The 24,579-nt window shown below is 69.7% G+C and carries 24 protein-coding genes; 12 read left to right on the top strand and 12 right to left on the bottom strand.

Translation table 11 applies throughout. From position 1 onward, the window contains the following. Positions 1 to 214: 214 nt before the first annotated feature. Positions 215 to 880 carry a cation transporter gene (locus ACEYYH_RS21180; protein ID WP_374976249.1) on the bottom strand — a complete coding sequence of 222 codons (666 nt, stop codon included), beginning with the start codon at positions 878 to 880 and terminating at the stop codon, positions 215 to 217. Continuing rightward, positions 877 to 1,215 carry an ArsR/SmtB family transcription factor gene (locus tag ACEYYH_RS21185; protein WP_374976250.1) on the bottom strand — a complete coding sequence of 113 codons (339 nt, stop codon included), beginning with the start codon at positions 1,213 to 1,215 and terminating at the stop codon, positions 877 to 879. Before ACEYYH_RS21185 ends, ACEYYH_RS21180 begins: the two co-directional genes overlap by 4 nt. 107 nt (positions 1,216 to 1,322) lie before the next feature. On the opposite strand from ACEYYH_RS21185, the gene ACEYYH_RS21190 reads away from it, so the two are divergent. The 3 genes from ACEYYH_RS21190 (at position 1,323) to ACEYYH_RS21200 (ending at position 4,278) form a co-directional block, all read left to right on the top strand. After that, positions 1,323 to 2,573, top strand: coding sequence for an IS256 family transposase (locus ACEYYH_RS21190; protein WP_374978276.1), 1,251 nt, complete (start codon positions 1,323 to 1,325; stop codon positions 2,571 to 2,573). A gap of 275 nt (positions 2,574 to 2,848) precedes the next feature. Continuing rightward, entirely contained in the window at positions 2,849 to 3,253 is a 405-nt protein-coding gene (locus ACEYYH_RS21195) for a hypothetical protein (protein ID WP_374976251.1), read from the top strand. 119 nt (positions 3,254 to 3,372) lie between these two features. Then, the gene (locus ACEYYH_RS21200; RefSeq protein WP_374976252.1) at positions 3,373 to 4,278 is read left to right on the top strand and encodes a transposase; all 906 of its coding nucleotides are present in this window, start codon (positions 3,373 to 3,375) and stop codon (positions 4,276 to 4,278) included. Between the two features lie 73 nt (positions 4,279 to 4,351). On the opposite strand, the gene dnaB is transcribed toward ACEYYH_RS21200, so the two are convergent. Next, positions 4,352 to 5,725: a replicative DNA helicase gene (gene dnaB / locus ACEYYH_RS21205; protein WP_374976253.1), complete on the bottom strand. Its 1,374-nt coding sequence runs from the start codon at positions 5,723 to 5,725 to the stop codon at positions 4,352 to 4,354. Positions 5,726 to 6,333: 608 nt separating this feature from the next. Between dnaB and ACEYYH_RS21210 the strand changes: the two genes are divergently transcribed. From ACEYYH_RS21210 to ACEYYH_RS21240, 7 genes are all read left to right on the top strand, one after another. Next, entirely contained in the window at positions 6,334 to 7,317 is a 984-nt protein-coding gene (locus ACEYYH_RS21210) for a hypothetical protein (RefSeq protein ID WP_374976254.1), read from the top strand. Between the two features lie 120 nt (positions 7,318 to 7,437). Beyond that, a complete protein-coding gene (locus ACEYYH_RS21215; RefSeq protein WP_374976255.1) occupies positions 7,438 to 8,907 on the top strand; it encodes a hypothetical protein in 1,470 nt (489 codons plus the stop codon). A gap of 306 nt (positions 8,908 to 9,213) precedes the next feature. Next, the gene (locus ACEYYH_RS21220) at positions 9,214 to 10,488 is read left to right on the top strand and encodes a GNAT family N-acetyltransferase (protein WP_374976256.1); all 1,275 of its coding nucleotides are present in this window, start codon (positions 9,214 to 9,216) and stop codon (positions 10,486 to 10,488) included. A 75-nt stretch (positions 10,489 to 10,563) separates the two neighbouring features. Continuing rightward, entirely contained in the window at positions 10,564 to 11,508 is a 945-nt protein-coding gene (locus tag ACEYYH_RS21225) for an ABC transporter ATP-binding protein (protein ID WP_374976257.1), read from the top strand. Further along, positions 11,505 to 12,320: an ABC transporter permease gene (locus tag ACEYYH_RS21230; RefSeq protein WP_374976258.1), complete on the top strand. Its 816-nt coding sequence runs from the start codon at positions 11,505 to 11,507 to the stop codon at positions 12,318 to 12,320. The genes ACEYYH_RS21225 and ACEYYH_RS21230 overlap by 4 nt, the downstream gene beginning before the upstream one ends. A 19-nt stretch (positions 12,321 to 12,339) precedes the next feature. Further along, complete coding sequence (locus tag ACEYYH_RS21235) at positions 12,340 to 13,515, top strand: histidine kinase (protein WP_374976259.1); 1,176 nt, start codon at positions 12,340 to 12,342, stop codon at positions 13,513 to 13,515. Further along, positions 13,512 to 14,117: a response regulator gene (locus ACEYYH_RS21240; protein WP_374976260.1), complete on the top strand. Its 606-nt coding sequence runs from the start codon at positions 13,512 to 13,514 to the stop codon at positions 14,115 to 14,117. Before ACEYYH_RS21235 ends, ACEYYH_RS21240 begins: the two co-directional genes overlap by 4 nt. Before the next feature lie 186 nt (positions 14,118 to 14,303). Here ACEYYH_RS21240 and rplI read toward each other — a convergent pair whose 3' ends face one another. The 6 genes from rplI to ACEYYH_RS21270 all read right to left on the bottom strand — a co-directional run bounded on the left by rplI (position 14,304) and on the right by ACEYYH_RS21270 (position 18,464). Next, positions 14,304 to 14,756: a 50S ribosomal protein L9 gene (gene rplI / locus ACEYYH_RS21245; RefSeq protein WP_116195175.1), complete on the bottom strand. Its 453-nt coding sequence runs from the start codon at positions 14,754 to 14,756 to the stop codon at positions 14,304 to 14,306. Positions 14,757 to 14,767: 11 nt separating this feature from the next. Then, positions 14,768 to 15,022 carry a 30S ribosomal protein S18 gene (gene rpsR / locus ACEYYH_RS21250; RefSeq protein WP_005054609.1) on the bottom strand — a complete coding sequence of 85 codons (255 nt, stop codon included), beginning with the start codon at positions 15,020 to 15,022 and terminating at the stop codon, positions 14,768 to 14,770. Positions 15,023 to 15,097: 75 nt separating this feature from the next. Further along, entirely contained in the window at positions 15,098 to 15,628 is a 531-nt protein-coding gene (locus ACEYYH_RS21255; RefSeq protein ID WP_116195174.1) for a single-stranded DNA-binding protein, read from the bottom strand. Between the two features lie 5 nt (positions 15,629 to 15,633). After that, the gene (rpsF, locus tag ACEYYH_RS21260; protein ID WP_116195173.1) at positions 15,634 to 16,002 is read right to left on the bottom strand and encodes a 30S ribosomal protein S6; all 369 of its coding nucleotides are present in this window, start codon (positions 16,000 to 16,002) and stop codon (positions 15,634 to 15,636) included. A gap of 111 nt (positions 16,003 to 16,113) precedes the next feature. Beyond that, entirely contained in the window at positions 16,114 to 17,268 is a 1,155-nt protein-coding gene (locus ACEYYH_RS21265) for a CaiB/BaiF CoA transferase family protein (RefSeq protein WP_374976261.1), read from the bottom strand. Next, entirely contained in the window at positions 17,265 to 18,464 is a 1,200-nt protein-coding gene (locus tag ACEYYH_RS21270) for an acyl-CoA dehydrogenase family protein (RefSeq protein ID WP_374976262.1), read from the bottom strand. Before ACEYYH_RS21270 ends, ACEYYH_RS21265 begins: the two co-directional genes overlap by 4 nt. Positions 18,465 to 18,578: 114 nt before the next feature. On the opposite strand from ACEYYH_RS21270, the gene ACEYYH_RS21275 reads away from it, so the two are divergent. Continuing rightward, positions 18,579 to 19,808 (top strand): hypothetical protein, encoded by a 1,230-nt coding sequence (locus ACEYYH_RS21275; protein ID WP_374976263.1) that lies wholly within the window; start codon positions 18,579 to 18,581, stop codon positions 19,806 to 19,808. Positions 19,809 to 20,053: 245 nt separating this feature from the next. Beyond that, positions 20,054 to 20,542 (top strand): FBP domain-containing protein, encoded by a 489-nt coding sequence (locus ACEYYH_RS21280; protein WP_374976264.1) that lies wholly within the window; start codon positions 20,054 to 20,056, stop codon positions 20,540 to 20,542. A gap of 28 nt (positions 20,543 to 20,570) precedes the next feature. Here the strand turns inward: ACEYYH_RS21280 and ACEYYH_RS21285 are convergent, their stop codons facing one another. The 3 genes from ACEYYH_RS21285 to ACEYYH_RS21295 form a co-directional block, all read right to left on the bottom strand. Continuing rightward, positions 20,571 to 22,379 carry an SLC13 family permease gene (locus ACEYYH_RS21285; protein ID WP_374976265.1) on the bottom strand — a complete coding sequence of 603 codons (1,809 nt, stop codon included), beginning with the start codon at positions 22,377 to 22,379 and terminating at the stop codon, positions 20,571 to 20,573. Between the two features lie 145 nt (positions 22,380 to 22,524). Further along, positions 22,525 to 22,932 (bottom strand): DUF779 domain-containing protein, encoded by a 408-nt coding sequence (locus ACEYYH_RS21290; protein ID WP_374976266.1) that lies wholly within the window; start codon positions 22,930 to 22,932, stop codon positions 22,525 to 22,527. Positions 22,933 to 23,012: 80 nt separating this feature from the next. Further along, complete coding sequence (locus tag ACEYYH_RS21295; protein ID WP_374976267.1) at positions 23,013 to 24,563, bottom strand: aldehyde dehydrogenase family protein; 1,551 nt, start codon at positions 24,561 to 24,563, stop codon at positions 23,013 to 23,015. Positions 24,564 to 24,579 lie beyond the last annotated feature (16 nt).

Raw genomic sequence — 24,579 nt, forward strand, 5'->3', positions numbered from 1 at the left:
GAAATCAACGACGCGCGACGTCTTCCTCCCGACTCGAGGGAGACCCGGCGTCGAAAGGTGGCTTCGGGTCGTACTCAATTGCCGACTGGATGCGCTGCGCCGACGACTATGTAAATTCTGCGGACAGATGTCTCGAATGGGCGGGTTGAACGGCCCTAAATGTCCATGATCGGCGCGCGCGATTCCGAGGGGAAATGTCCCAAGTCGCGGTAGCTCAGTCGTTGTGGTGGTCGGCGGGGTCTTCGAGGATCATCCCGACCGAGGTTGCGCAGGCATCCCCCCGCCACGCCTCGACTCCCTCACGGACTGCGAAGACGGCGATCACGAGGCCAGCGATCGCGTCGACCCACCACCAGCCGAACAGGCTGTTGAGCAGGAGCCCGATCAGTACGGCGCCGGAGGGGTAGGTGCAGATGAGGGTCTGTTTGGAGTCCGCGACGGCCGTAGCAGGACCGAGCTCCCGCCCCGCGCGGCGTTCAGCGAGCGAGAGGAAGGGCATGATGACAACACTGAGTGCGGTGATCGCGATACCCACCGGGGAATGTTCGACCTCAACCCGGGCGATCAGCGCGAGTAGTGAGCTCGCGGTGACGTAGGCCGCGAGGGCGAAGAACGCGATCGCGATGACGCGCAGCGTGCCCTTCTCCCAGCGTTCGGGATCGCGGCGGGTGAACTGCCATGCGACGACCGCTGCAGAGAGCACTTCGATCGTCGAGTCGAGCCCGAAGCCCACCAGTGCTGCCGAGGAGGCGATCGTCCCGGCCGTGATCGCCACGATTGCTTCGACGAGGTTGTAGCCGATCGTCGCGAAGACGATCCATCGGATGCGGCGCTGCAGGACGTGCCTGCGGTGATCGGTGAGCGTGTGGGTGGCGCTCATGCGCAGCTACATTTCTCGCCGGCGCAGCATCCGGGTTCGACGTAGAGCACGACGCGCAGGAGCTCGTCGAGCGCCGGCGCCAAGTGTTGGTCGGCAAGCCGATACCAGGTCCGTCGTCTATCGGGAACCGACTCGACGAGGCCGCAGCCGCGAAGACACGCCAGCTGGTTCGACATCACCTGGCGTGAAACACCCAGCGCGTCGGCCAGATCGGACGGGTACGCCGGAGCCTCCCGCAGCGCGAGCAGGACGCCCGCTCGCGTCGGGTCCGACAGCGCATGGCCAAGTCGGGCAAGCGCAGCGGTGTGCGTGACAGTGGCAGTCATCGTCGGCATGGCAGCGAGGATGCACGGAAGGGACTGTCTGAATAACGGTGTGTGGGTCCGGCCTGATCCGAAAGGAGACGGCCGTGGCTGACACGACCGAGTTGTTGGATGACGCGATGATCGATCCCGTGACGGGAGAGATCATCGATCAGAAGGACCTTGCCGAGCGGTTGCTCGCGCAGGCGAAGGAGCAGGGCGTGAGTCTGGTCGGCCCGGGTGGGCTGCTCAACCAGCTCACGAAGAACGTCCTCGAGACGGCGTTGAACGCGGAGCTGACCGAGCATCTCGGGCACCAGCATGGCGGCACGCCGGCTGGCGAGAATATGCGCAACGGCACCCGGACGAAGACGGTGCTCACCGAAATCGGTCCGGTCGAGATCGAGGTCCCGCGCGATCGCGACGGGTCGTTCGAGCCGGTGATCGTCCCCAAGCGGAAGCGCCGTCTGGACGGGATCGATCAGATCGTGCTGTCCCTCAGCGCCCGCGGGTTGACGACCGGGGAGATTGCCGCGCACTTCGACGAGGTCTACGACGCGAAGGTCTCCAAGGACACGATCAGCCGGATCACGGAGAAGGTGGCCGGGGAGCTCGCGGAGTGGTCCTCACGTCCGCTGGATCCGATCTACCCGGTGATCTTCGTCGACGCGATCGTGGTGAAGGTCCGTGACGGGCAGGTCCGCAACACCCCGTTCTATGTCGTCATGGGCGTCACCGTGAACGGGGAACGCGACATCCTCGGGATCTGGGCCGGTGATGGCGCGGAAGGCGCGAGGTTCTGGCTGCAGGTGTTCACCGAGCTGAAGAACCGTGGTGTGGAGGATGTGTTCATCGCGGTCTGCGATGGGCTGAAGGGTCTGCCCGAAGCGATCAACACGACCTGGGAGCGGACGGTGGTGCAGCAGTGCATCGTGCACCTGATCCGCAACAGCTTCCGCTACGCCGGCCGACAGCACCGCGACGCGATCGTGAAGAGCCTCCGGCCCGTCTACACGGCGCCCAGCGAAGCCGCCGCGAGGGACCGATTCGTCGAGTTTGCGGCCGAGTGGGGCGGGCGGTATCCGGCGATCGTTCAACTGTGGGAGAACGCGTGGGCGGAGTTCGTGCCGTTCCTCGAGTACGACGTCGAGATCCGGAAGGTGATCTGCACGACTAACGCGATCGAGTCGATCAACGCCCGCTACCGGCGAGCGGTCCGCGCCCGCGGACACTTCCCGAACGAGGCCGCAGCGATGAAGTGCCTCTACCTCGTGACGCGATCACTTGACCCCACCGGCGGCGGCAGGGCACGCTGGGCGATCAGGTGGAAGCCCGCGCTCAACGCGTTCGCGATCACCTTCGCCGGACGGTTCGAGAAGACCGCTCACTGAAACCGCCGGACCTCACACACCGTTTATCGGACAGTCCCAAGTACGACGGCTGCCTCCGGTCCGGTGATGAACGCGCCGCTGGGAAGGATTCCGGGCGCTGTTTGTCGCATCATGGCAACTCTCGACATCGTGTCGGTGTGAGGGCATCGACGAACGGGGGCGCGCTCGATCAGCTCATGCGCACGCATTCGCGCTGCCCGACATGTCAGAAATGTCGTCGTCCCTCTTTGCCAGGCTGATTGTGAGTCGGTTCACGATCAGTAGGGACGCGGGTAATGACGATCAGTCCGGGATTCACGGCCGCGGAGATCCGCGAGCTCGTGCACGAGTATCAGGTGCAGCCTCACGGGCAGAAGGGTCCGTGGCTGAACGCGCGGGGCGTGTCGTATAAGCGGATGCGGCGGTGGCGGGACGCGGTGTTCGAGGGCGAGCTCGACCGCGGGCTGATCCCGCGAGAGGGTAGTGAGATGACCGTCCCGCCGAGCAAGCGCACCGCGCTGGAGAAGCAACGTGCCCGAGAACGCGCCGCGCAGGCGGCCGAGGTCGAGCGGCTGACCGCGCGAGTGCGGGAGCTGGAGGAGACCAACAAGGCGCTGGGAAAAGCTATCGGGCTCTTGCACACGATGAGCGAGCAAGAGCCCGTCGAGCTCCCGAGGAAGAACGATCCGAACGGTTCCTGAACGTCGAGAACGACCTCGTCATCGAGCTGGCCGGGATCCTCGGATCCCAGCGGCGGGCGCTGAACTTGGCGGGTGTGTCGCGGTCGACGTGGCACTATCGGCAGCATCCGCGAGAGCGCGTGGCCGATCCGATCCCGCAGACCGAGCGGGCGTATGAATCGCGGATCAGCGCGGTCGATCAGGAACGGATCAGCGAGCTGATCCTCGCCGGGTGGGCACAGCACAACTCCGTAGACCATTCGTTCGCGACCGCATGGGATGCCGGGGTGATGCTCGCGTCCAGGCGCACCTGGTGGCGCATCGCGGCGCGGATTGAGGAGCAGATGCTGCGCCCGACGATCCCGACCCGCAAGGACCGCCGGCAGCCGCGGAACAAGCCGGTGCTGAAAGCGACCGGCCCCGGCCAGGTGTGGTCGTGGGACATCACGGACCTGTACTCACCGTGGCGGGGGAAGGTGTTCAAGGCGTACAAGATCACCGACATCTTCTCGCGGAAGATCGTCGGCTGGCGGGTCGAGGACCGTGAGGCTGACCACCTCGCTGTCGAGATGTTCGCCGCCGCGATCGCCGTGCACGGCGCGCCGCAGGTGGTGCACGCCGATTCTGGCGCCGCAATGACCTCGAACCTGCTCCGCGACTTCCTCCGCGAGCAGGGCGTGGAACTCTCCCACAACCGGCCGTACACGTCGAACGACAACCCGTTCTCCGAGGCCGGCTTCCGGACGATGAAGTATCGGCCCGGCTACCCGAAGGTGTTCACCGATCTCGACACCGCCCGGCACTACATCGCCGGATACGTGTCCTGGTACAACGAGCAGCACAAGCACTCCGGGATCGCACTGTTCTCACCCGAGCAAGTCCACGACGGCACCTGGACGCATGCCGGGGAAAGGCGCGATCGAGCGCTGCAACGCTACTTTACCGAGCACCCCGAACGCTTCCGCGCGCGGCCCCGAACACCAGCGCCCGCGACCACCGTCGGCACCAACCTGCCCGACCAACAGCCACAAAAGCAAGCCGCATGACTCCACACAGCTTGACATCGCGCGCTCTGGACAAGTTCGCTGGGAATTTGACCTGTTCAGCCGGCACCCACAGCTACCCGAAGTCGCCGGGGGCCATGTCGGTGAAACGGGAGAAGTGGCCCTGGAACGCGACTGTGATCGTGTCGGTGGGGCCGTTGCGGTGCTTGGCGACGATGAGGTCGGCCTCGCCGGCGCGGGGGGAATCCTTCTCGTAGGCGGCCTCGCGGTGCAGGAGCACGACCATGTCGGCGTCCTGCTCGATCGAGCCCGATTCACGAAGGTCGGAGAGCGCCGGCTTCTTGTCGGCGCGCTGCTCGGCGCCACGGTTCAACTGCGACAGCGCGATGACGGGCACGCCGAGCTCCTTCGCGAGGAGCTTGAGCGCACGCGAGAACTCCGAGACCTCCTGCTGACGGGACTCGACGCGCTTGCCCGAGGTCATGAGCTGCAGGTAGTCGATGACGACGAGCTTGAGGCCCGCGCGCTGCTTGAGCCGACGGCACTTCGCACGGATCTCGACGAGCGTCATGTTCGGGCTGTCGTCGATGTAGAGCGGGGCGTTGTTGATGCGGCCTCGGGTCGCGGCGACGGTGGTCCAGTCGCGCGAGTCGAGCGTGCCCTTGCGCATCGACTGCAGCGGGATCGCGCCCTCGGCGCTCAGCAGGCGCATCGCGATCTCGCTGCGCCCCATCTCGAGCGAGAAGAAGATCGTCGGCATGTTGGCCTTGATCGCCGCGGAGCGCGCGAAGTCGAGCGCGAGCGTCGACTTACCCATCGCGGGTCGCGCCGCGATGATGATCATCTGACCGGGGTGCAGGCCGTTCGTCAACGAGTCGAGTCCCGAGAAGCCAGTCGGGATGCCGGTCATCTGGCCGTCGCGACCGCGCGCCGCCTCGATCTCTTCCACCGCAGCATCCACCGCGATCGTGAGCGGCACGTAGTCCTCGGCCTGCTCCGCACCCGTCACCGAGTAGATCTCGGCCTGCGCGTTGTTGACGAGGTCGAGCGCCTCACCCTGACCCGAGTACCCCATCTGCACGATGCGGGTTCCGGCATCGACGAGCCGGCGCAGCAGCGCACGCTCCGACACGATCGAGGCGTAGTAGCCGGCGTTCGCGGCGGTCGGCACGATGGAGGTGAGCGTGTGGAGATAGTCGGCGCCGCCGGCGCGCTGCAGCTCGCCCGTCTTGATGAGCTCGTCGGTGACGGCCACGACATCCGTCGGCTCGCCGTGCGAGTAGAGGGTGAGGATCGCCTCGAAGATCAGCTCGTGCTTGGGCACGTAGAAGTCGGTGCCGCGCAGCGTCTCGATGACGTCGGCCACGGCGTCCTTCGAGAGCAGCATTCCACCCAGCGCGCTCTGCTCGGCGAGCAGGTCGTGCGGGGGAGTGCGTTCGAAGTCGCGAGGACCCCCCATGCGCTCTTCGGAGATGTCGGCGATCGACATAGGCTGCGCGTCCTCCCTACCGTTGTTCACATCATCCGAGGTCTCTCGGTGGCATCGGGACGGCTCGCCGAGTCGGCGTGCCGGGGCACGAGCGAATAGCGGGATGCCACGGCATCCCGCCTTCCCCACCTGCTCTGTCTTGCGATTCCGGCCGCCGTCGCGTCACCGAACCCAACACGGAGGCGCGACGCCCGAATGGGCCGCACCCCACGCTAAGGATGGCCTCCGACAGCCGCAACACACCCTGTGGATAACTTTGTGGAGAGCGGGGGAGAAACGCCGTCGCACCTGTGAGCAACCCCTGTGGAGAACTCACCCCCTTTCTGGGGGTTATGTCCTCGAAAATCCCTCTGACCAGGCCCTGCGTAATTCACACCCTGTGGAGAGAGATGTGGTTGAAGTCAGGGTTGAAGGTTTGGTCGCGAACGCTGTCCTGTGCACAATTGCGCGGCGCCCGCCGCGGATGGCGGTCCCCCAGGCGGGGACAAGGGACTCGTCGTCCAAAGGGGCTGGACAGAGCGAATCGCGAGGGAGTAATCTCTCAACTCCAGGCACCCTCACGCACGATCCGTTCGGAACGTGCGGCTCTTTCGTCGTGGGAGGTGAACGTGGAGATCGCAACCTCGCAGCTGCCGAGGATCGTGCGGCTGGCCCTCATCGGGGTCGGGACCGCGTTCGCCTGGATCGTCGTCTCGCTGGTTCTCGGCCTCGGCTTCGGACACGCGCACGCCGACGAGCCCGACGACGCAGGAGCACTCGGGGGTGCCCTCGGAGCCGTGACTTCGCTGGTCGACACGACCGCGTCGACCGCCACCGGCACGGTCTCGACCGCGACGACCGGCGTCACCGAAGCCGTCAACACCGTCGTCGCCACGGCTCCCGCTCCCGTACAGCAGCCGGTGAGCCAGGTCGTGCAGACCGTCGGCACGGTCGTCACGACGGTGACCCAGCCGGTCGCGGAGGTCGTCTCGGGCGGCGTCGTGAGCGACATCGCCGAGCCGGTCGTCGACCTCGTCACCGAGGTGCCGGTCGTCGGCGGCATCGTCTCGGGCACCGGTCTCGATGACGCCGTCACCGACCTCGGCGGCACGGTCGACGAGACCCTCGGCGGTCTCGTCGGCGCTGTCGACGAGACCGGCGCGACCATCGGTCAGCCGCCGGCAACAGGCCCCGGCAACCCTGCTCTGCCCCTGATTCCGCAGCTTCCCGACCTTCTCGGCAGCTCGGCGGACTCGTCGGTGCCGAGCGCCGTCGCGCTTCTCGCCGCGCGGACGGATGCCGCGGCCACTCTCTTCACGACGACAGCGCGTGCGTTCGGCCACTGGGCCGCGGCATCCGTCTCCGAAGCGGCCACGCGTGCCGTCGTCGTCGTCTCGTCCGCCGCGCTCGTCGCGGGCGGACTCCTCGGCTCTGCAGGCGGACTCTGCCTGTCGTTGTCTTCCGCGGGACCCGGTGGTGCGGGTCCCGGCGCCTGGGCGCTCGCTGCCCTCCTTCCGCTCGCCGCACACCGTGCCTGGGTGCGCCGTGCCGGACCGGAGGACGAGCACGCCCTGCCGGCGCCTGCCGGATCCACCGACGTCTCCCCCGACTGATCGGGTCTCGGCCGCCCCGCTCATCCGAGCCCGGGCGCCAGAGCATCAGCGCGCCTTCCGCGCTGAACAGCGCGGCTCCTTCCCGCGCTGAGAACCGATCAATCCACAAAGGGGAACATCATGCGCACTTTCTACAAGCGCGCCCTCTGGGGCACGCTCTTGGCCGGCGGCATCACGCTGCTCGGCGCGACGGTCGCCAACGCGGCCGAGACCACCGGTGACGACGGACTGCTCTCGGGCAGCCAGGCCGTCATCGACATCACCGTCCCGGTCACGGTGAGCGGCACGTCGCTCTCCGTCCTCGGCGACTCCTCGTCGGGCGGCGCGACGAGCGCTGCTCCCGCTCCGTCACCGGCTCCGGCCGCGTCCACGGGCGGCACCGACGGCGTCGGCTCGGGCTCGCAGGCACTCGTCTCGGTGAACGTCCCGATCACTGTCAGCGGCAACTCGGTCGCGGTCGTCGGCGACAGTTCATCGACGGATGCTGCCACCGCCGCACCCGCGCGCGCTTCGGCCTCTGCTGCCGAGACGTCGGGCGAGGACGGCGTGCTATCCGGCACCCAGGGAATCGTCTCGGTCGCCGCGCCGGTGACCGTGTCGGGCAACGCGATCTCGGTCGTCGGCGACAGCTCGAGCGAGGGCGCGACCACGTCGCCCGCGTCTTCGGGCTCTGCGGCGGCCGCCGAGGCCTGGACCGACGGCGAGGACTCGCTCCTCGGCGGCACCCAGGTCGTCGCACCGGTCACCGCCCCGGTCACCGTCGCGGGCAACGCGGTCTCCGTGATCGGCGACAGTGAGTCGACGGATGCTGCCACCACCGCCCCCGGGGCGGGCTCCGCGAACGGCGGGCCCACGGGCACGACGGGCGGCGAGGACTCGATCCTCGGCGGCACGCAGGTCGTCGCACCGGTCACTGCACCGATCACCGCGTCCGGCAACGCCGTGTCCGTGATCGGCGACAGCTCGAGTGAGGGCGCCGCCACGGCACCGTCGACCGGCTCGACGGGCGGCGACGCCTGGACCGAGGGCGGGGACTCGATCCTCGGCGGCACGCAGGTGCTCGCGCCGATCGCCGTGCCCGTCACCGTCGTCGGCAACGCGATCTCGGGCGTCGGCGACAGCGAGTCGACGGGTGCCGTCGCGGCCCCTGGCACCGGCACGGGCGGCACGAACGGAAGCACCGGCGGTTCGGGCTCGATCCTCGGTGGGACCCAGATCCTCGCTCCGATCTCGCTGCCCGTCACCATCGGCGGCAACGCGGTCTCGGTGATCGGCGACAGCACCACGGTCGACGCCGTGGTGCCGACGGACCCGACCGACCCGACCGACCCGACCGACCCGACCGACCCGACCGACCCGACCGACCCGACCGACCCCACCACGCCGGGGAACGACGGGACGCCCGGTGACGACGGCACGGACGGCACGCCCGCCGCGGCGGTCACCGTCACCGGCTCGGCGGCTGCGGCCGGCACCGCCACCCAGCTCGCCGCGACGGGAGGGACGGGTGTGATGCCGTTCCTGCTGCTCGGGCTCTCGCTGTTCGCAGCGGGCGCCATCGCACGCGCGTCGCGGCGCCGCTCCGCATGAGTCGAGGGGCACTCCGGCGTTCCCCGGGTGCCCCACATCGACCCGCGTGAGCACGCGGGAGGGCCGAACCCCAGCGGCCCTCCCGCCCTGACCGCCCCCGATCGCGACGCCCGGCCTTGCCTGGACGGCCTGTCGCGATCGGGGGTTCCACGCCCATCTCCGCCGTGCGGTGTCCCGGCGATGCCTGGCCCGGTCCGACGCACCCGGAGATGCCACGAGCGGATGCCGCGACCCGGGGGGCTCGCGGCACCCGCCTCGTCATGCCGGCGCGTTGCGCACGCGTGCCCTCCTCGCCAGAGTGGAGGGATGCCGCTTCCCGAGCCCTACCGCCTCACCCCCGTCGACGCCGACCGGCTCGAGGACGTCCTGCGCCTGGACACCTGGGCGTTCCCCACCGAGCGTTCCGTCGAAGCGCTGCGGGAGCTGCCGAGCCCGCTCAGCTGGGATCGCACGTACGGTGTCGCCCGCGTCGACGACGACGAGCTGCTCGCCGGCTTCCACGGCGCGTATCCGCTGCGCGCTTACCCGGTCCCCGGCGCCGAGGTCGCGTGCGGCTGGCTCACGTGGGTCGGCGTGCACCCCGGACACCGGCGCCGCGGCATCCTCCGCGGCATGATCGAGCACCACTTCGCCGACTGCCTCGCGAACGGCGAGGCGATCTCGGGTCTGATGGCCGCCGAGACCCCGATCTACGGGCGCTTCGGGTACGGCATGGCCTCGACCCAGCTGAATCTCACGATCCCCCGGGGTGCCGCACTCCGCCCGGTGGCCGGGGCGTCGGACCTCGAGGTCGAGTTGGAGGAATGGGATGCTGAGGCCCACGGCGATCTCGTCGCCTCGATCCATCGCGACTACGCGCGGCGGCCGCCCGGCCTCGGCCGACCGGGGTGGGCGACGCGCGAGACGCCCGAGCAGCGCGCCGCCCGCGAGGCCGACCCGCCGGCGTTCCGCAGCGGAAAGGAGTCGCTGCGGCTCCTGCTGGTGCGCGACGCGGCCGACAACACGCTCGCGTACGCGACGTTCCGTCGTGCGACGTCGTGGGAGCGCGCCGGCGCCGAGGGCACCGTTCACGTGCGCGAAGCGGTCGCGCTGACCGCCGCCGCGGCGCACCGCATGTGGTCGGTGCTGCTCGACCTGGACCTCACCAGCCGCGTCAAGATCGCGAACCTGCCCGTCGACGACCCGATCGTGTCGCTGCTCGTCGACATCCGCCCCGCGGTACCCGACTACCAGGACAACTCGTGGATCCGCCTGCTCGATCTGCCGGCGGCGCTCGGCCAGCGACGCTACGCGGGCGACGTCGACGTCGTGCTCGAGGTGACCGACGCGATGCTGCCCGCCAACGCGGGCCGCTGGCGCGTGCGGGCCGGCGCGTGGGAGCACGCCGAGGTCGCAGCATCCGATTCCGAACCCGACCTCGTGCTCGACATCCGCGAGCTCGGAGCGGCGCACCTCGGGTCGATCTCGCTCGCGGCGCTCGCGCAGGCGGGGCTCATCGAGGTCCGCACGCCGGACGCGCTGCGCGCGGCGTCGGTGGCATGGTCCTGGCCGGTTGCGGCCGGCGCGAACTGGATCTTCTGACCCGTGACGTTTGTCACGGGCACATCGTGACGCCCGTGTGAGGGTTGCGGGCCCCGCCGGCGCGACGCTGAGGACATGGAAACCACACAACCCCTCGCCCGGCCGGCGACGGCGGTCGCAGCATCCGCCGTTCCGCTCGCCGTCGACGCGACCGACCTGCGCAAGTCGTTCGGGGCGGTCCGCGCGGTGGACGCGGTCACGCTCCGGGTGCACCCTGGCGAGATCGTCGCCTTCCTCGGGCCGAACGGCGCGGGCAAGACCACGACGATCGACCTGCTGCTCGGCCTGTCGGAGCCCGACGCCGGCGCGGTGCGCGTGTTCGGCGAGTCGCCGCGCGCGGCCATCGCGCACGGCCATGTGTCGGCGGTGCTGCAGACGGGCGGACTGCTCAAGGACCTCTCGGTCCGCGAGACGCTCGAACTGACGGCGAGCGTGTTCGCCGACACCCGACCCGTCGACGAGGTGCTGCAGCGCGCCGGCATCGCCGAGATCGCCGGCCGTCGCGTCGGCCTCTGCTCGGGCGGGCAGCAGCAGCGGCTGCGCTTCGCGATGGCGCTGCTCTCAGACCCGGGCGTGCTCATCCTCGACGAGCCGACCACCGGCATGGACGTCGAGGGCCGGCGCTCGTTCTGGCACGCCATCCGGGCCGACGCCGCGCGCGGTCGCACCGTGCTGTTCGCGACGCACCACCTCGACGAGGCCGACGAGTACGCCGACCGGATCGTGCTGATGAGCCGGGGGCGCATCGTCGCCGACGGGCCGACCGCCTACATCAAGAACATGGTGTCGGGCCGCACCGTGACCGCGACGGTCACCGATGCGGACCCGGCCGCGCTGGCGGCGCTTCCCGGCGTCGACACCGTCGAGGCGCTGGGCGACCGAATCAGCATCTTCACGAGGGACTCGGACGCCGTCGCCCGACACCTTCTGACCCGCACCGATGCGCGCGACGTCGGAATCGCCGCACAGACCCTCGAGAGCGTCTTCCTCGCCCTCACGTCCGAAGGAACGGCATCATGACCACTGCCACGCAGACCGACCGGGTATCGCTCCAGCGGCGGATTCCGCCGCTGGGCGGCTTCACCCTCACCTACCTGGGCATCGAGCTCAAGCGCAAGCTCCGGGGCCGCCGCGTCCTGCTCTTCATCGTCGCGTTCCCCATCGTGATGTTCGTCATCATCGGGCTGCCGCTGCGCGACCAGCCGCTCACGGCCACGCCGCTCTCACAGGGCGGGCCGTCGGTGGCCGCGTACATCATGGTGTCGATGGCGATGTACGGCGCCATGATGTCGGCCACGCAGACCGGTGCGGCCATCGCGATCGAGCGGGCGCAGGGATGGAGCCGTCAGCTGCGACTCACCCCGCTGAACCCGCTGGTGAACGTGATCGTCAAGACGATCGCCGGCATGCTGCTGGGCCTGCTCGCCGTTACCGGGACCTCCCTCGCGGGGGCGCTCAGCGGCATCCAGCTCTCGCCCGCACAGTGGATCGCGACCGGTCTGGCCGCGTGGCTGCTCGCGAGCGCCGTCTTCACGACGCTCGGCCTCATGATGGGCTACCTCGTGCCAGGCGAGGGCGCGGCGCAGATCACGAGCCTTGCGATCGTGCTGCTGTCGTTCCTCGGCGGGCTGTTCACCCCGCTCGGCGCGATGCCCGACTTCGTCCAGGTGATCGCGCAGTTCACTCCGGTGTACGGCATCAGTCAGATCGCGCGGTCGCCGCTCACCGGTGCGGGGGTCGACCTGCTGTGGTTCGTCAACGCGGTCGCGTGGTTCGGGATCTTCGTCGCCGGTGCGGCGTGGGCCTTCCGTCGCGACACCAAGCGGGTCTGAGGGCTCTAGGGTGAGTGCCATGCACGCGATTCGGCGTGACGACGGCGTCGATGCCGGCCCTCAGGGAGGGCCGGCACGGCGTCTCGAGGCGACGATCCGGGCGACCGGCCCGTTGCCTCGCGCCCTCTGGTCACGGACGACCGCCGGCTGGTACGTCGGCGCGGGGTTCGCCCTGGTCTGGCTCGTCAGCCTCACGCAGGAGGTGATCGCGCAGTCGCCGTCCACCGCGGCCGCGACGATCGGCGTGACCCTCGTCGTGGCGTTCGCGATCGCGTTCCTCATCTCCGCCCCACTCGCGTGGACGCTTGCCCACCGCGGCCGGCTCGCAGTATGCGCGGTGCTGTTCGCCCTGTCGTTCAGCCTGTTCCCCTGGCTGGGCTGGGACATCGCCCCGACCTGGGCCTACGTCGGTGTCACGTTCGGCATGTGCGTCTTCCCGTGGCGGTGGACGTGGCCGACGATCCTCGGGCTCGGGGTGCTGGCCCTCGTCACCGATGGCGTCACCGGCGGCTGGGACGAGAACGTCCTCTGGGTTCCAGCCGTCATCGTCTCGATCTCGCTCGTGATGGCGTCGATCGCCCGCACGACGGCGGCCATGAGCCAGCTGCGGCACGCGCAGAAGCAGCTCGAGGCCCTGGCCGTGGAGCGCGAGCGCGGGCGGGTGGCACGCGACATCCATGACATCCTCGGCCACTCGCTCACCGTCGTGACCGTGAAGGCCGAGCTCGCCGGCCGGCTCGTCGACGTCGATCCGCAGCGCGCCAAGGCCGAGATCGCCGAGATCGAGTCGCTCGCCCGAGGCGCCCTCGCCGACGTGCGGGCGACCGTCGCCGGGGTCCGCACCGTGAACGTGAGCGGCGAGCTCGCCGCGGCCCGGGCTGCGCTGGAAGCCGCGGGCATCGCGGCCGAGCTGCCTTCGTCGACGGATGCTGTGCCGCCGGGTCGCCGCGAACTCGCGGGGTGGATCGTGCGCGAGGGAGTCACCAACGTCGTGCGGCACTCCGGCGCGTCGGTCTGCCGGGTGACGCTGGGTACCCACGAGGTGGAGATCGCCGACGACGGCGTCGGGCCGTCGGACTCGGCGGACGGGTCGACCGGGCTGAGCGGCCTGCGCGAGCGCGTCGAGGCCGCCGGCGGACGCCTGGCTGTCGGGCGCAGCGACCTCGGCGGCTTCCGCCTGCGGGTGACGCTGTGATCCGGCTGCTCATCGCCGACGACCAGGCCCTCGTACGCGGTGCCCTGTCGGCCCTGCTGGGGCTCGAGTCCGACATCGAGGTCGTGGCCGAGGTCGGTCGAGGCGATGAGGTCGTCGACGCGGCGCTCGCGGCGCACCCTGACGTCGCGATGGTCGACATCGAGATGCCCGGGCTGGACGGCATCGCGGCGGCCGCGGCCCTCCGTGCGGCGCTCCCGGCGTGCCGTGTGCTCATCGTGACGACGTTCGGCCGGCCCGGCTACCTCACGCGCGCCATGCGGGCCGGCGCGTCGGGCTTCGTGGTGAAGGACACTCCCGCCGCCCAGCTCGCCGACGCCGTGCGCCGCGTCGCCCAGGGGCTGCGCGTCGTCGATCCCGTCCTCGCCGCGGACTCGCTCGCCCAGGGCGACTCACCGCTCACCGAGCGCGAGACCGACGTGCTGGCGGCCGCGCAGACCGGCGGCTCGATCGCCGACATCGCCCGCCTGCTGCACCTGTCCGAGGGGACGGTTCGCAACCACCTCTCCGCCGCGATCGGCAAGACCGGCGCTCGTAACCGCGCTGACGCCGCCCGCCTCGCCCAGGAGAACGGCTGGCTCTGACGCCGCGATCCGCCAGGCGCGTGCCACAACTCCTCCTGGCATGCGCGGGCCCGTCGGCATCATGGCGGTCGTCGGGCCGTGCGGGCTCATTCCGGAGGAGTTGCGGTACACGCGATCACTGAGAGACGACGGATGCCGCGAACCCGAAGGTTCGCGGCATCCGTTTCGCTGTACGTCCCGAAGGGATTACTTGGCGGCGACCACCTGCAGGGTGATCACGGCGGTGAGGTCGTCACGCAGACGGACCGTCGCCTCGTGCTCGCCCACCGACTTGATCGGCGACGTGATGTGGATCTTGCGCTTGTCGAGCTCGCCGAGACCGGCGGCCTTGACGGCCTCGGCCACGTCGGTCGTCTTGACGGCGCCGAACAGGCGGCCCTCGGCGCCGGCCTTGACGGCCAGGCGGACCTTGTTGGTCTCGAGGTTGTTCTTCAGGGCCACGGCCTCTTCGTGGTCGTGGATCGCGCGCGCCTCGCGGGCGGCGCGGATCGACGCCACCTGCTTCTCGCCACCGCGGGTCCACGCGACCGCGAAGCCCTGGGGGATGAGGTAGTTGCGGGCGTACCCGTTCTTGACCTCGACCACGTCACCGGCGCTTCCGAGCCCGGCGACCTCGTTCGTGAGAATGAGCTTTGCCATGTGGGTACTCCTTAGCGGCCAGCGCCGGCGTAAGGCAGGAGCGCCATTTCGCGCGCGTTCTTGATCGCCTTGGCGATCAGACGCTGCTCCTGCACCGAGACACCGGTGATACGACGGGCGCGGATCTTCCCGCGCTCCGAGATGAACTTGCGGAGGGTGGCGACGTCCTTGTAGTCGATGACGCCGACACGGATCGCCTTCGCGGGGGCCGCGTTCTTCGCGCCCTTCCGCGGCTTCCGGCGGTCGCCGGTTGCCTTTCCAGCCATGGTGTTTCCTTTACGTTTTGCTGATCAGATGCCTCGTCACGGGGCATCCGGAATCTGTTGCTGAGATCTGACCGATCAGAACGGGGTGTCGTCGCCGTAGGCGCCCGGGGCAGCCCACGCGTCGCCGCCGCCGGCACCGCCGGCGTTCTGCGAACCGGGGGTCGACCACGGCTCGTCGGCGACCTGCGGACGCGACTGACCGCCGCCTCCGCCGAAGCTGCCGCCGCCACCGCCGGAGCCGCCCGCGGCGCGGGTGACCTGAGCGGTCGCGTAGCGCAGCGACGGGCCGATCTCGTCGACCTCGAGCTCGATCGCGGTGCGGTTGTTGCCTTCGCGGTCCTGGTAGCTGCGCTGCTTGAGGCGGCCGGTCGCGATGACCCGCATGCCCTTCGTCAGCGAGCCGGCCACGTGCTCGGCGAACTCGCGCCACACGCTCGCGCGGAGGAACAGCGCTTCGCCGTCCTTCCACTCGTTCGCCTGACGATCGAAGTTGCGAGGCGTCGACGCGATCGTGAAGTTCGCGACGGGCAGCCCGTTCTGCGTGTACCGCAGTTCGGGATCAGCCGTGAGGTTGCCCACGACGGTGATGATCGTCTCGCCGGCCATCGTCCTTACGCCTTCGCAGCCTTGGCGGTCTTGCGGGCGGCGCGCTCGTCGGCACGCTGCTTCTCCGAGGCGATCATGGCGATCGCTTCCTCGGCGCGGAGGACCTTGGTACGCATGATCTGCTCGCTCAGGTTCAGCTGGCGGTCGAGCTCCTGCGTGGTCTCAGCCGTGGCGGTGAAGTTGACGACGGCGTAGATGCCCTCGGTCTTCTTCTGGATCTCGTAGGCAAGACGGCGCTTGCCCCAGATGTCGATGTTCTCGATGGTGCCGCCGTCGGTCGTGATGACCTTCAGGAACTTGTCGAGGTTGGCGCCGACCTGGCGCTCGTCGATCTCGGGGTTCAGGATGACCATGAGCTCGTACTGGTGCGTCACTAACCCACCTCCTTCGGACTAGAACGGCTGTCGGGCATTTCCCGGCAGCAGGAGGGTGTGTAGCACGTCGTCCGGTCAGTGCGCAGACACGCACGTATGCGGACAACCCTCCTATGGTACCGGATCGCCGAGCAGACGCCGAACCCACTCCCGATCGGCGTCGGGCCACGGCGGCGCGAGCGGGTACGCGGGCGGCGTGGCGGAGAAGGAGATCGGATGCCGCACCCCCGGCACCTGCGCGTCGCCGGCGTGGGCGACGGGGTCGAGGCCGAGCGCGCGGGCGCGATCGAACGCGGCGTCCATCGTGAGGATCGGGGCGCAGGGCACGCCGGCCGCCGTGAGCAGCGCCTCCCACTCCGTCGCCGGACGGACCGCGAGCGCCTGGACGAGCACGGGGCGCAGCTCGGCGCGACCCGTGCTGCGATCGGCGTTGCGGAGGAAGCGAGGGTCGGTGGCAGCATCCGGAATCTGAAGCACCCGGCACAGCCGCTGGAACTGGCCGTCGTTGCCGACCGCGAGCACGAGTTCGCCGTCGGCCGTCGGGAACGGGCCGTAGGGGTAGACGCTCGGGTGGTCGTTGCCGAGTCGCTCGGGGACCACGCCCGCGATCGCATACGCGCCCGACTGGTTCACGAGCGCCGACAGCGCCGACGACAGCAGGTTCACCTCGACGTGCTGGCCCTCGCCGGTGGCGTCGCGGTGCCGGAGTGCGGCGAGCGCACCGAGACCCGCGTGGAGGCCGGTCACGACGTCGACGATGGCGACCCCGGCCTTGGTCGGCTCGCCCTCGGGCGCACCGGTCACGCTCATCAGTCCCGACAGCGCCTGGGCGAGCACGTCGTAGCCGGGGAGCGCCGAGTCGGCGCCGAAGCCGGTGATCGAGACGTACACGGCTCGGGGATTGACGGCGTGCACGCTGTCGAAGTCGAGGCCGAACCGGTCGAGCCCGCCCGGCTTGAAGTTCGCGATCACGACGTCGGCGCGGTGAGCCAGTGACCGGGCGAGGGCGAGATCCCCGGGAACGTCGAAGTCGAGGGTGATCGCCCGCTTGCCGCGGTTGATCGACAGGTAGTAGGTCGCCTCGCCGTCGTGCGACGGGGGCATCCAGTGCCGCGTCTCGTCGCCCGCCGGGCCCTCGACCTTGACGACGGTCGCGCCGAGGTCGGCCAGCAGCATCGTGCAGTACGGGCCGGCGAGCACGCGCGAGAAGTCCGCGACCACGACGCCCGCGAGCGGGCCGGGCGAGCGTTCCTCGGGATCCGTCATCGGAACGCGCCGAGCCCGGTGAGATGCTGGCCGAGGACGAGGGTGTGCACCTCGTCGGTGCCCTCGTAGGTGCGCACCGACTCGAGGTTCGCCGCGTGGCGGATCGGCGAGTTCTCGAGCAGCACGCCGTCGCCGCCCAGGATCGTGCGGGCCTCGCGCGCGATCTCGATCGCCTCGCGCACGTTGTTGAGCTTGCCGAGGGAGATCTGGGTGGGCGTCAGAGTGCCGGCATCCTTGGCGCGTCCGATCTGGAGCGCCAGCAGGGCGCCCTTCTGCAACTCGACGACCATGTCGACGAGCTTGCGCTGCGTGAGCTGGAATCCGGCGATCGGCTGCCCGAACTGCTCCCGCCGCAGGGCGTGACGGAGGGCGGCCTCGTAGCTGTCGCGTCCGGCGCCGAGCGCGCCCCACACGATCCCGTACCGCGCATCGTTGAGGGCGGAGAACGGTCCGCGCAGTCCTCGCGCTCCGGGAAGGAGAGCGGATCCCGGCACGCGCGCGTCGTCGAAGTGCAGCGCCGTCTGCACCGACGCCCGCATCGAGCCCTTCGGCTCGAGCACCGTGATCCCGAACCCCGCGGCGTCGGTCGGGACGATGAAGCCGCGGACGCCGTCGTCGGTCTGCGCCCAGACCACTGCGAGCTGCGCGATCGAGGCGAGACCGATCCAGCGCTTGGCTCCCGTGATCACCCAGTCGTCGCCGTCGCGGCGGGCGAACGTCGTCATGCTGGACGGGTCGGATCCGGCGCCCGGCTCGGTGAGCCCGAACGCGCCGATCACCTCTCCCGCCGCCATGCGCGGCAGCCACTCCCGCTTCTGCTCGTCGCTGCCCCAGCGGTGGATCGAGCCCATCGCGAGCGAGCCCTGCACCGACACGAACGTGCGGATGCCCGAGTCGCCGGCCTCGAGTTCGAGCGCAGCCAGGCCGTATTCGACGGCGCTGCGGCCGGGGCATCCGTACCCCTCCAGCTCCATGCCGAGCACGCCCAGGCGTCCGAGCGCGGGCGCGAGCTCGACGGGGAAGTGCGCACGGTCGAACCAGTCCGCGATGTGCGGGCGGAGCTCGGCGTCGACGAAGGCGCGCACCCGGTCGCGGATGGCGCGCTCGTCGGGGCTCAGCAGTCCGTCGATGCCGAGGATGTCGGAAGCCTCGCGCAGTGCGGCGAGATCGTCGGGGTCACGGCGGACATCGGGCACGGCGCCTCCTCGCGTCGGTGCGCGCTCACGCGCGTCTGCGTCGATTCTGCCGTGTCCCCGCGCGGCGCGAACCCACGGCCGAGCCCGCGCACCCCGCGCGAGTAGCCTGGCCGCGTGACCGATCCTCACCCCGGCGCCGATCCGCGCTCCGGCACCGCGGGCGCCTCCACGTTCGACGCGCGCCCGCTCGCCGAGCCGGTTCCCCGCGCTGCGGCGCGCGCGTTCGCCCAGGAGTTGCGCCGCACCGGGCGGCTGCCCGGGGGGATGACGAGCTCGAACATGGTCGTGGCGATCGTCGTCGTCGCGATCGTGGTGGTCTTCGGCTCCGTCTTCCTCACCATGATCACAAGCATCATCGGGGCGTTCGTCTCGGTCGCCGCGGGTGACGGCGGCGGCGCTGTGCTGTTCAGCTTCGTGCCGTTCGTGGTGATGGGCGTGGTGATCGCGCTCGTGATCGTCGGCCTCTTGCGCGGCACACGGTCGGGCGACGAGCGCAGATACCGGCTCGACCGCTTCGCCCGCGCGAACGCGATGAGCTACCAGCCGCAGCTCGACAACCCCGGGCTTCCCGGGATGATCTTCTCGATCGGCAGCAGCCGCCAGTCGAGCGACCTCGTGCGCGGCGACCGCCCGCGCTTCGTGGAGTTCGCGAACTACCGGTACACGACGGGCTCGGGCAAGAACCGGCAGACCCACCAGTGGGGCTACGTCGCCGTGAAGCTCGACACGCCGCTGCCCCACATCGTGCTCGACGCGACGAGCAACAACGGCCTGTTCGGCTCGAACCTGCCGCTCACCTTCGACAAGGACCAGCGCCTCAGCCTCGAGGGCGACTTCGACGAGTACTTCTCGCTGTACTGCCCCGCGGACTATGAGCGCGACGCGCTCTACCTCTTCACGCCCGACATCATGGCGCGCTTCATCGACAACGCCGCCGCCCTCGACGTCGAGATCGTCGACGACTGGCTCTTCCTCTACGCCAGACGCGACTTCTCCACCCTCGATCCCGCGACGTGGGCGTGGCTCTTCTCCGTCGTCGGAGCCCTTCTCGACAAGTTCGCACAGTGGGCGCGGTGGCACGACGAGCGGCTGGCCGCAGCCGCCGCTGCTTCGGTGACGGATGCCGCGCCCCTCGGTTCCGCGGCGGTCCCGGGCGGCGCGGGCCAGGGGGGCGCAGCATCCGTGCCGTTCCATCCGCCGCTCGACGCGCTGCGCCCGCCTCCCGGCGTCGCCCCGGAGGGCCGGCGCCTGCAGCGCGGCGTGCCGTGGGTATCCGTCATCGTCGGCGGCGTCGTGGTGCTGTTCTGGATCCTCACCCAGATCGGGCCCGCGTTCCTGCGCTGAACCAGGCCCGGCACGGACGCACGCGCGTATGCTGTCGGGCGTGCATTCGACGTTCACGACGCCCGGCGGGCGTGAGGGGGTACTCGGCGCGCATCGCGCCGAGCGGAGGTAGCCGCGCGCGTCGCCGGGCCTGAGGCCCGCTGCGACGCGGCTCGACTCTCCGCGGACCGGTCGGTCCGCGGCATCCGGATCGTCGCCGACCCTTCGGCGACCCCCTGTGAACTGCGCTCTATGAAAGAGGAATCATGCACGCCTTCACCGAGAAGGACATCCGCGCGTCCTTCGTGAACGCCTCGCTGCGCGAGCGGAACGCCGTCATCGTTCCGGACCTTGCCCACGTGAGGTGGGACGGTCTCGACTACTTCGGCTGGCGCGACCCGAAGCAGCCGCTCGCCGGCTTCATCGTGGTGCCGGTCGACGACGAGCCCGTCGGCATCCTGCTGCGCCAGACCGAGCAGCGCACGCGCACCCGCGCGCAGTGCTCGTGGTGCGAGGACGTCACCCTGCCCAACGACGTCGTGCTCTTCGGCGCGAAGCGCGCCGGCAAGGCCGGCCGCAACGGCGACACCGTCGGCACCCTGCTGTGCGAGGGGTTCGAGTGCTCGGTCAACGCCCGACGGCCGATGCCGCCGGCGTACCTGGGCTTCGATGTGACGGCCGCGCGTCAGCGTCGCATCGAGGCGCTGCGCGCCCACGCCGAGGGCTTCGCGCGCGACATCCGCGACAGCGCCTGAATCAGGTGACCTGCTGCTCCTGTCGTTGCTACAGCGGCAGGAGCAGCGGCACCATCACGACGCTCACGATGAGCACCAGCACGGTGAACGGCACGCCCACCCGCACGAAGTCGCCGAAGCGGTAGCGTCCCGGCTCGACGACGAGGGTGTTCACCGGCGACGACACGGGCGTCATGAACGCGGAGGATGCAGCGAGCATCACGATCATCGCGAACGGATACGGCGACGCCCCGAGATGTTCCGCGGCGGTGATCGCGATGGGGGCCATGAGCACCGCCGTCGCGGTGTTGGAGACGAACAGCCCGATGACGGCGGTCGTCACGAACAACGCCGCGAGGATGACTGCGGGCCCGGCGCCCCCGAACGCGTTCAGGAGGGCGTCAGCGGCGAGATCGATGCCGCCGGTCACTTCGAGCGCCTGCGCGAAGGGCAGCATGCCCGCGATGAGGAGCAGCGTCGGCCAGTGGATCGACCGGTAGGCCGATGGCATGTCGATCACGCGGAAGAGCCCCATAAGGAGCGCGGCGATCAGGGCCGCAATGACGTTCGGCACGATGCCCGTCACCATCATCACGATCATCACAGCGACGCTGAGCAGCGCGAACGGCGCGCGGTCGGCGGCCGGCGCGACCTCGTCACCCTCGGTCGGCAGGTCCATCGGGGCGAAGTCCCGCGCCTCCTCGCGGAAACGGTGGATCTGATTCCAGCCGCCCGTCACCAGCAGGGTATCGCCCGGACGCAGCCGTCGGTCGCTGAAGTCCTCGCCCGCCGCGTGCCCCGCGTGCCGCACGCCGAGCACCGTCACCTCGTACTCGGTTCGGAAGTGCAGTTCACGGATGCTGCGTCCCCTGGCTCGCGAGTCGGGGGTGACGATCACCTCCGCCATGCCGACCTGCCGGGCGTACGAGTCGAAGAAGTCACCGACGACGTCGAGACGCTCGAGGTCGAGTCGTCGACGCTCTGCCGGCGATGGCGCGATGTCGAGGACGATGGTGTCGCCGCGCTGCACCACTGTCTCACCCGCCGTCGTGAGAGTCGTCCCGCGCAGGAAGCGGGTGCGCTCGAGCCCGAGCACAGAACTCAGGGACGGGGCGAGGTCGGACCTGGCGAGAGTGCGGCCGATGAGGGGTGAGGCGGCGCCGACGCGGTAGCGCCCCGTCCTGCCGTCGACCGCGTAGTCCGCGATGAGGCTGCGGAACGTGCGGCGTTCGCTCCCGGGGACGCCGCGGTCGTCGCCGAGGAACCGGCGCGCCACCAGGACGTAGCCGATGCCGAGCGCCAGGATCACAAGGCCGAACGGCGTCACGCTGAAGAAGCCGAATCCGTCGAGCCCCATACGGCGCAGCTCTGCGTCGACGACGAGGTTCGGCGCGGTGGCGATGAGGGTGAGCATGCCGCTCATGAGGCCGGCCATGCTGAGCGGCATCATCAGCTGCCGGGGCGACAGGCCGGTCCGGGCCGCGATGCTGAGAACCACGGGGATGAAGATCGCCACGACGCCGGTGGAGCTCATCACGGCGCCGAGCGCAGCGACCGAGAGCATGAGCAGCACGATGAGTCGCGGGGTGTTCTTCCCGGCCTGGGCCGAGAGCCAGTCGCCGAGGCGGTAGGTGACTCCCGTGCGCGAGAGGCCCTCGCCGACCACGAACAGCGCGGCGATGAGGATCACGTTCGGATCGGCGAAGCCGGCCAAGGTCTCGGGCACCGTCAGCACGCCGGTGAGCGGCAGGGCGACGATCACGAGGACCGCCACGACGTCCATGCGGGGCCGGCCGATCGCGAACAGCACGATCGTGATCGCCAGCAGCGCGAGTACCAGGATCAGCTCGCCGCTCATCGAACCTCCGCCCGCCGGCCGGGCCGCAGCATCCGCCCGCTCTGCGCATGCTACCGACAGCCCGCGTTCGGATCGCTCGATCTCGCCGACATCACCCGTTGTTCACGTACGGAACGGGTGATCTCGGTGAGAGCACGCGATGTGGTCACGCGAGCGTAGCGCTCGGTCCGAGGTCGAAGTGCACGAGCTCCTCGGCGTCGAGCATGCGGCTGCGGATGATGAACCGGTTGCCCGTCGGACCCTCCACGCTGAACCCCGCTCCTCGGCCGGGCACGACGTCGATCGTGAGGTGCGTGTACTTCCAGTACTCGAACTGCGTCTCGGAGATGAAGACCTCGACGGGGTCGTCGAGGCCCGCATCGAGGTCGCCGAGCTTCACGTCCGAGGGCCCGGTGAGGAACATCCCCACCGGGTAGCACATCGGGGCGCTGCCGTCGCAGCAGCCGCCGGACTGGTGGAACATCAGCGTGCCGTGCTGCGTCGTGAGCTGCCGCAGCAGGGCGGCCGCAGCATCCGTCACCGCCACGCGTGAAAAGGTGCGGGTCTCGGCCATCGCGTTCTCCTCTGGATGTGGTGCGACCCGGGCGGAGGCTGTGGGGCTCGCTCCGCCCGGGTCCTGTGGGGAGCGCCGGATCAGAAGAAGCCCATCGCTCCGTCGGCGTACGACACCAGCAGGTTCTTCGTCTGCTGGTAGTGGTCGAGCATCTTCAGGTGGTTCTCGCGACCGATGCCGGACTGCTTGTAGCCGCCGAACGCCGCGTGCGCGGGGTACTGATGGTAGGTGTTCGTCCAGACGCGACCGGCCTCGATCGCGCGACCGGCCCGGTACGCGGTGTCGCCGGAGCGGCTCCAGACGCCTGCGCCGAGGCCGTAGAGCGTGTCGTTGGCGATCGAGATGGCGTCGTCGAAGTCGTCGAACGACGTCACCGAGACCACGGGTCCGAAGATCTCCTCCTGGAAGATGCGCATGTCGTTCGTGCCCTCGAACACCGTCGGCGTGACGTAGTAGCCGCCCGACAGTTCGCCGCCGAGGTCGGCGCGCTCACCGCCCGCCAGCAGCTTCGCGCCGCCGGCCTTGCCGATCTCGATGTACGACAGGATCTTCTCGAGCTGGTCGTTGGATGCCTGCGCGCCGATCATCGTCGCAGGATCCAGCGGGTTGCCCTGCACGATCTTGCCGACCCGGTCGAGGGCGTCGCCCAGGAATCCGTCATAGATCGAGCGCTGGATGAGCGCGCGTGACGGGCACGTGCAGACCTCGCCCTGGTTGAGGGCGAACAGCGTGAAACCCTCGAGCGCCTTGTCGTAGTAAGCGTCGTCGGTGGAGCGGGCGACGTCCTCGAAGAAGACGTTGGCGCTCTTGCCCCCGAGCTCGAGCGTCACCGGAATGAGGTTCTGCGACGCGTACTGCATGATGAGGCGGCCGGTCGTCGTCTCGCCCGTGAAGGCGACCTTGCGGATGCGCTTGTGCTGCGCGAGCGGCGCGCCCGCCTCGATGCCGAAGCCGTTGACGATGTTCACGACCCCCGCGGGCAGCAGGTCGCCGATGATCTCGAAGAGGAACAGGATCGACGCCGGCGTCTGCTCGGCGGGCTTCAGCACGACGCAGTTGCCGGCGGCGAGAGCCGGGGCGAGCTTCCAGGTGGCCATGAGGATGGGGAAGTTCCACGGGATGATCTGCCCGACCACGCCCAGCGGCTCGTGGAAGTGGTACGCCACGGTGTCTTCGTCGAGCTGGCTGAGCGAGCCCTCCTGGCCGCGCAGCACGCCGGCGAAGTAGCGGAAGTGGTCGACGGCGAGCGGGATGTCGGCGGCCAGCGTCTCACGGACCGGCTTGCCGTTCTCCCATGTCTCGGCGACGGCGATCCGCTCGAGGTTCTGCTCGATGCGGTCGGCGATCTTGTTGAGGATCACGCTGCGCTCGGCGGGCGTCGTGCGCTTCCACGACTCGAACGCCTTCCATGCGACGTCCACCGCACGGTCGACGTCCTCGACCGTGCCGCGGCCGACCTCGGTGAAGGGCTTGCCGGTGACGGGCGTGATGTTCTCGAAGTACTGCCCCTTGATCGGCTCGACGAACTCGCCGCCGATGTAGTGGCCGTAGCGGGGGCGGTAGTCGGCGATCGATCCTCGCTGCCCGGGTGCGGCGTAGACGCTCGAGACGCCCTCTTCGACGATGGTCATTGCTGGTCTCCTTCGA

Origin of the sequence: Microbacterium trichothecenolyticum, assembly GCF_041938625.1 — a bacterium.
Lineage (GTDB): Bacteria > Actinomycetota > Actinomycetes > Actinomycetales > Microbacteriaceae > Microbacterium > Microbacterium trichothecenolyticum_D.

Excerpts from the sequence above, each read along its gene's own strand:
- ACEYYH_RS21290 (WP_374976266.1), bottom strand. The coding sequence starts at position 22,932 with ATGGCCGAGACCCGCACCTTTTCACGCGTGGCGGTGACGGATGCTGCG.
- ACEYYH_RS21230 (WP_374976258.1), top strand. The coding sequence starts at position 11,505 with ATGACCACTGCCACGCAGACCGACCGGGTATCGCTCCAGCGGCGGATT.
- ACEYYH_RS21280 (WP_374976264.1), top strand. The coding sequence starts at position 20,054 with ATGCACGCCTTCACCGAGAAGGACATCCGCGCGTCCTTCGTGAACGCC.
- ACEYYH_RS21295 (WP_374976267.1), bottom strand. The coding sequence starts at position 24,563 with ATGACCATCGTCGAAGAGGGCGTCTCGAGCGTCTACGCCGCACCCGGG.
- ACEYYH_RS21265 (WP_374976261.1), bottom strand. The coding sequence starts at position 17,268 with ATGACGGATCCCGAGGAACGCTCGCCCGGCCCGCTCGCGGGCGTCGTG.
- dnaB (WP_374976253.1), bottom strand. The coding sequence starts at position 5,725 with ATGTCGATCGCCGACATCTCCGAAGAGCGCATGGGGGGTCCTCGCGAC.
- ACEYYH_RS21225 (WP_374976257.1), top strand. The coding sequence starts at position 10,564 with ATGGAAACCACACAACCCCTCGCCCGGCCGGCGACGGCGGTCGCAGCA.
- ACEYYH_RS21215 (WP_374976255.1), top strand. The coding sequence starts at position 7,438 with ATGCGCACTTTCTACAAGCGCGCCCTCTGGGGCACGCTCTTGGCCGGC.
- ACEYYH_RS21190 (WP_374978276.1), top strand. The coding sequence starts at position 1,323 with ATGATCGATCCCGTGACGGGAGAGATCATCGATCAGAAGGACCTTGCC.
- ACEYYH_RS21235 (WP_374976259.1), top strand. The coding sequence starts at position 12,340 with ATGCACGCGATTCGGCGTGACGACGGCGTCGATGCCGGCCCTCAGGGA.
- ACEYYH_RS21255 (WP_116195174.1), bottom strand. The coding sequence starts at position 15,628 with ATGGCCGGCGAGACGATCATCACCGTCGTGGGCAACCTCACGGCTGAT.
- ACEYYH_RS21185 (WP_374976250.1), bottom strand. The coding sequence starts at position 1,215 with ATGCCGACGATGACTGCCACTGTCACGCACACCGCTGCGCTTGCCCGA.
- ACEYYH_RS21180 (WP_374976249.1), bottom strand. The coding sequence starts at position 880 with ATGAGCGCCACCCACACGCTCACCGATCACCGCAGGCACGTCCTGCAG.
- rpsR (WP_005054609.1), bottom strand. The coding sequence starts at position 15,022 with ATGGCTGGAAAGGCAACCGGCGACCGCCGGAAGCCGCGGAAGGGCGCG.
- rplI (WP_116195175.1), bottom strand. The coding sequence starts at position 14,756 with ATGGCAAAGCTCATTCTCACGAACGAGGTCGCCGGGCTCGGAAGCGCC.
- ACEYYH_RS21220 (WP_374976256.1), top strand. The coding sequence starts at position 9,214 with ATGCCGCTTCCCGAGCCCTACCGCCTCACCCCCGTCGACGCCGACCGG.
- ACEYYH_RS21195 (WP_374976251.1), top strand. The coding sequence starts at position 2,849 with ATGACGATCAGTCCGGGATTCACGGCCGCGGAGATCCGCGAGCTCGTG.
- ACEYYH_RS21285 (WP_374976265.1), bottom strand. The coding sequence starts at position 22,379 with ATGAGCGGCGAGCTGATCCTGGTACTCGCGCTGCTGGCGATCACGATC.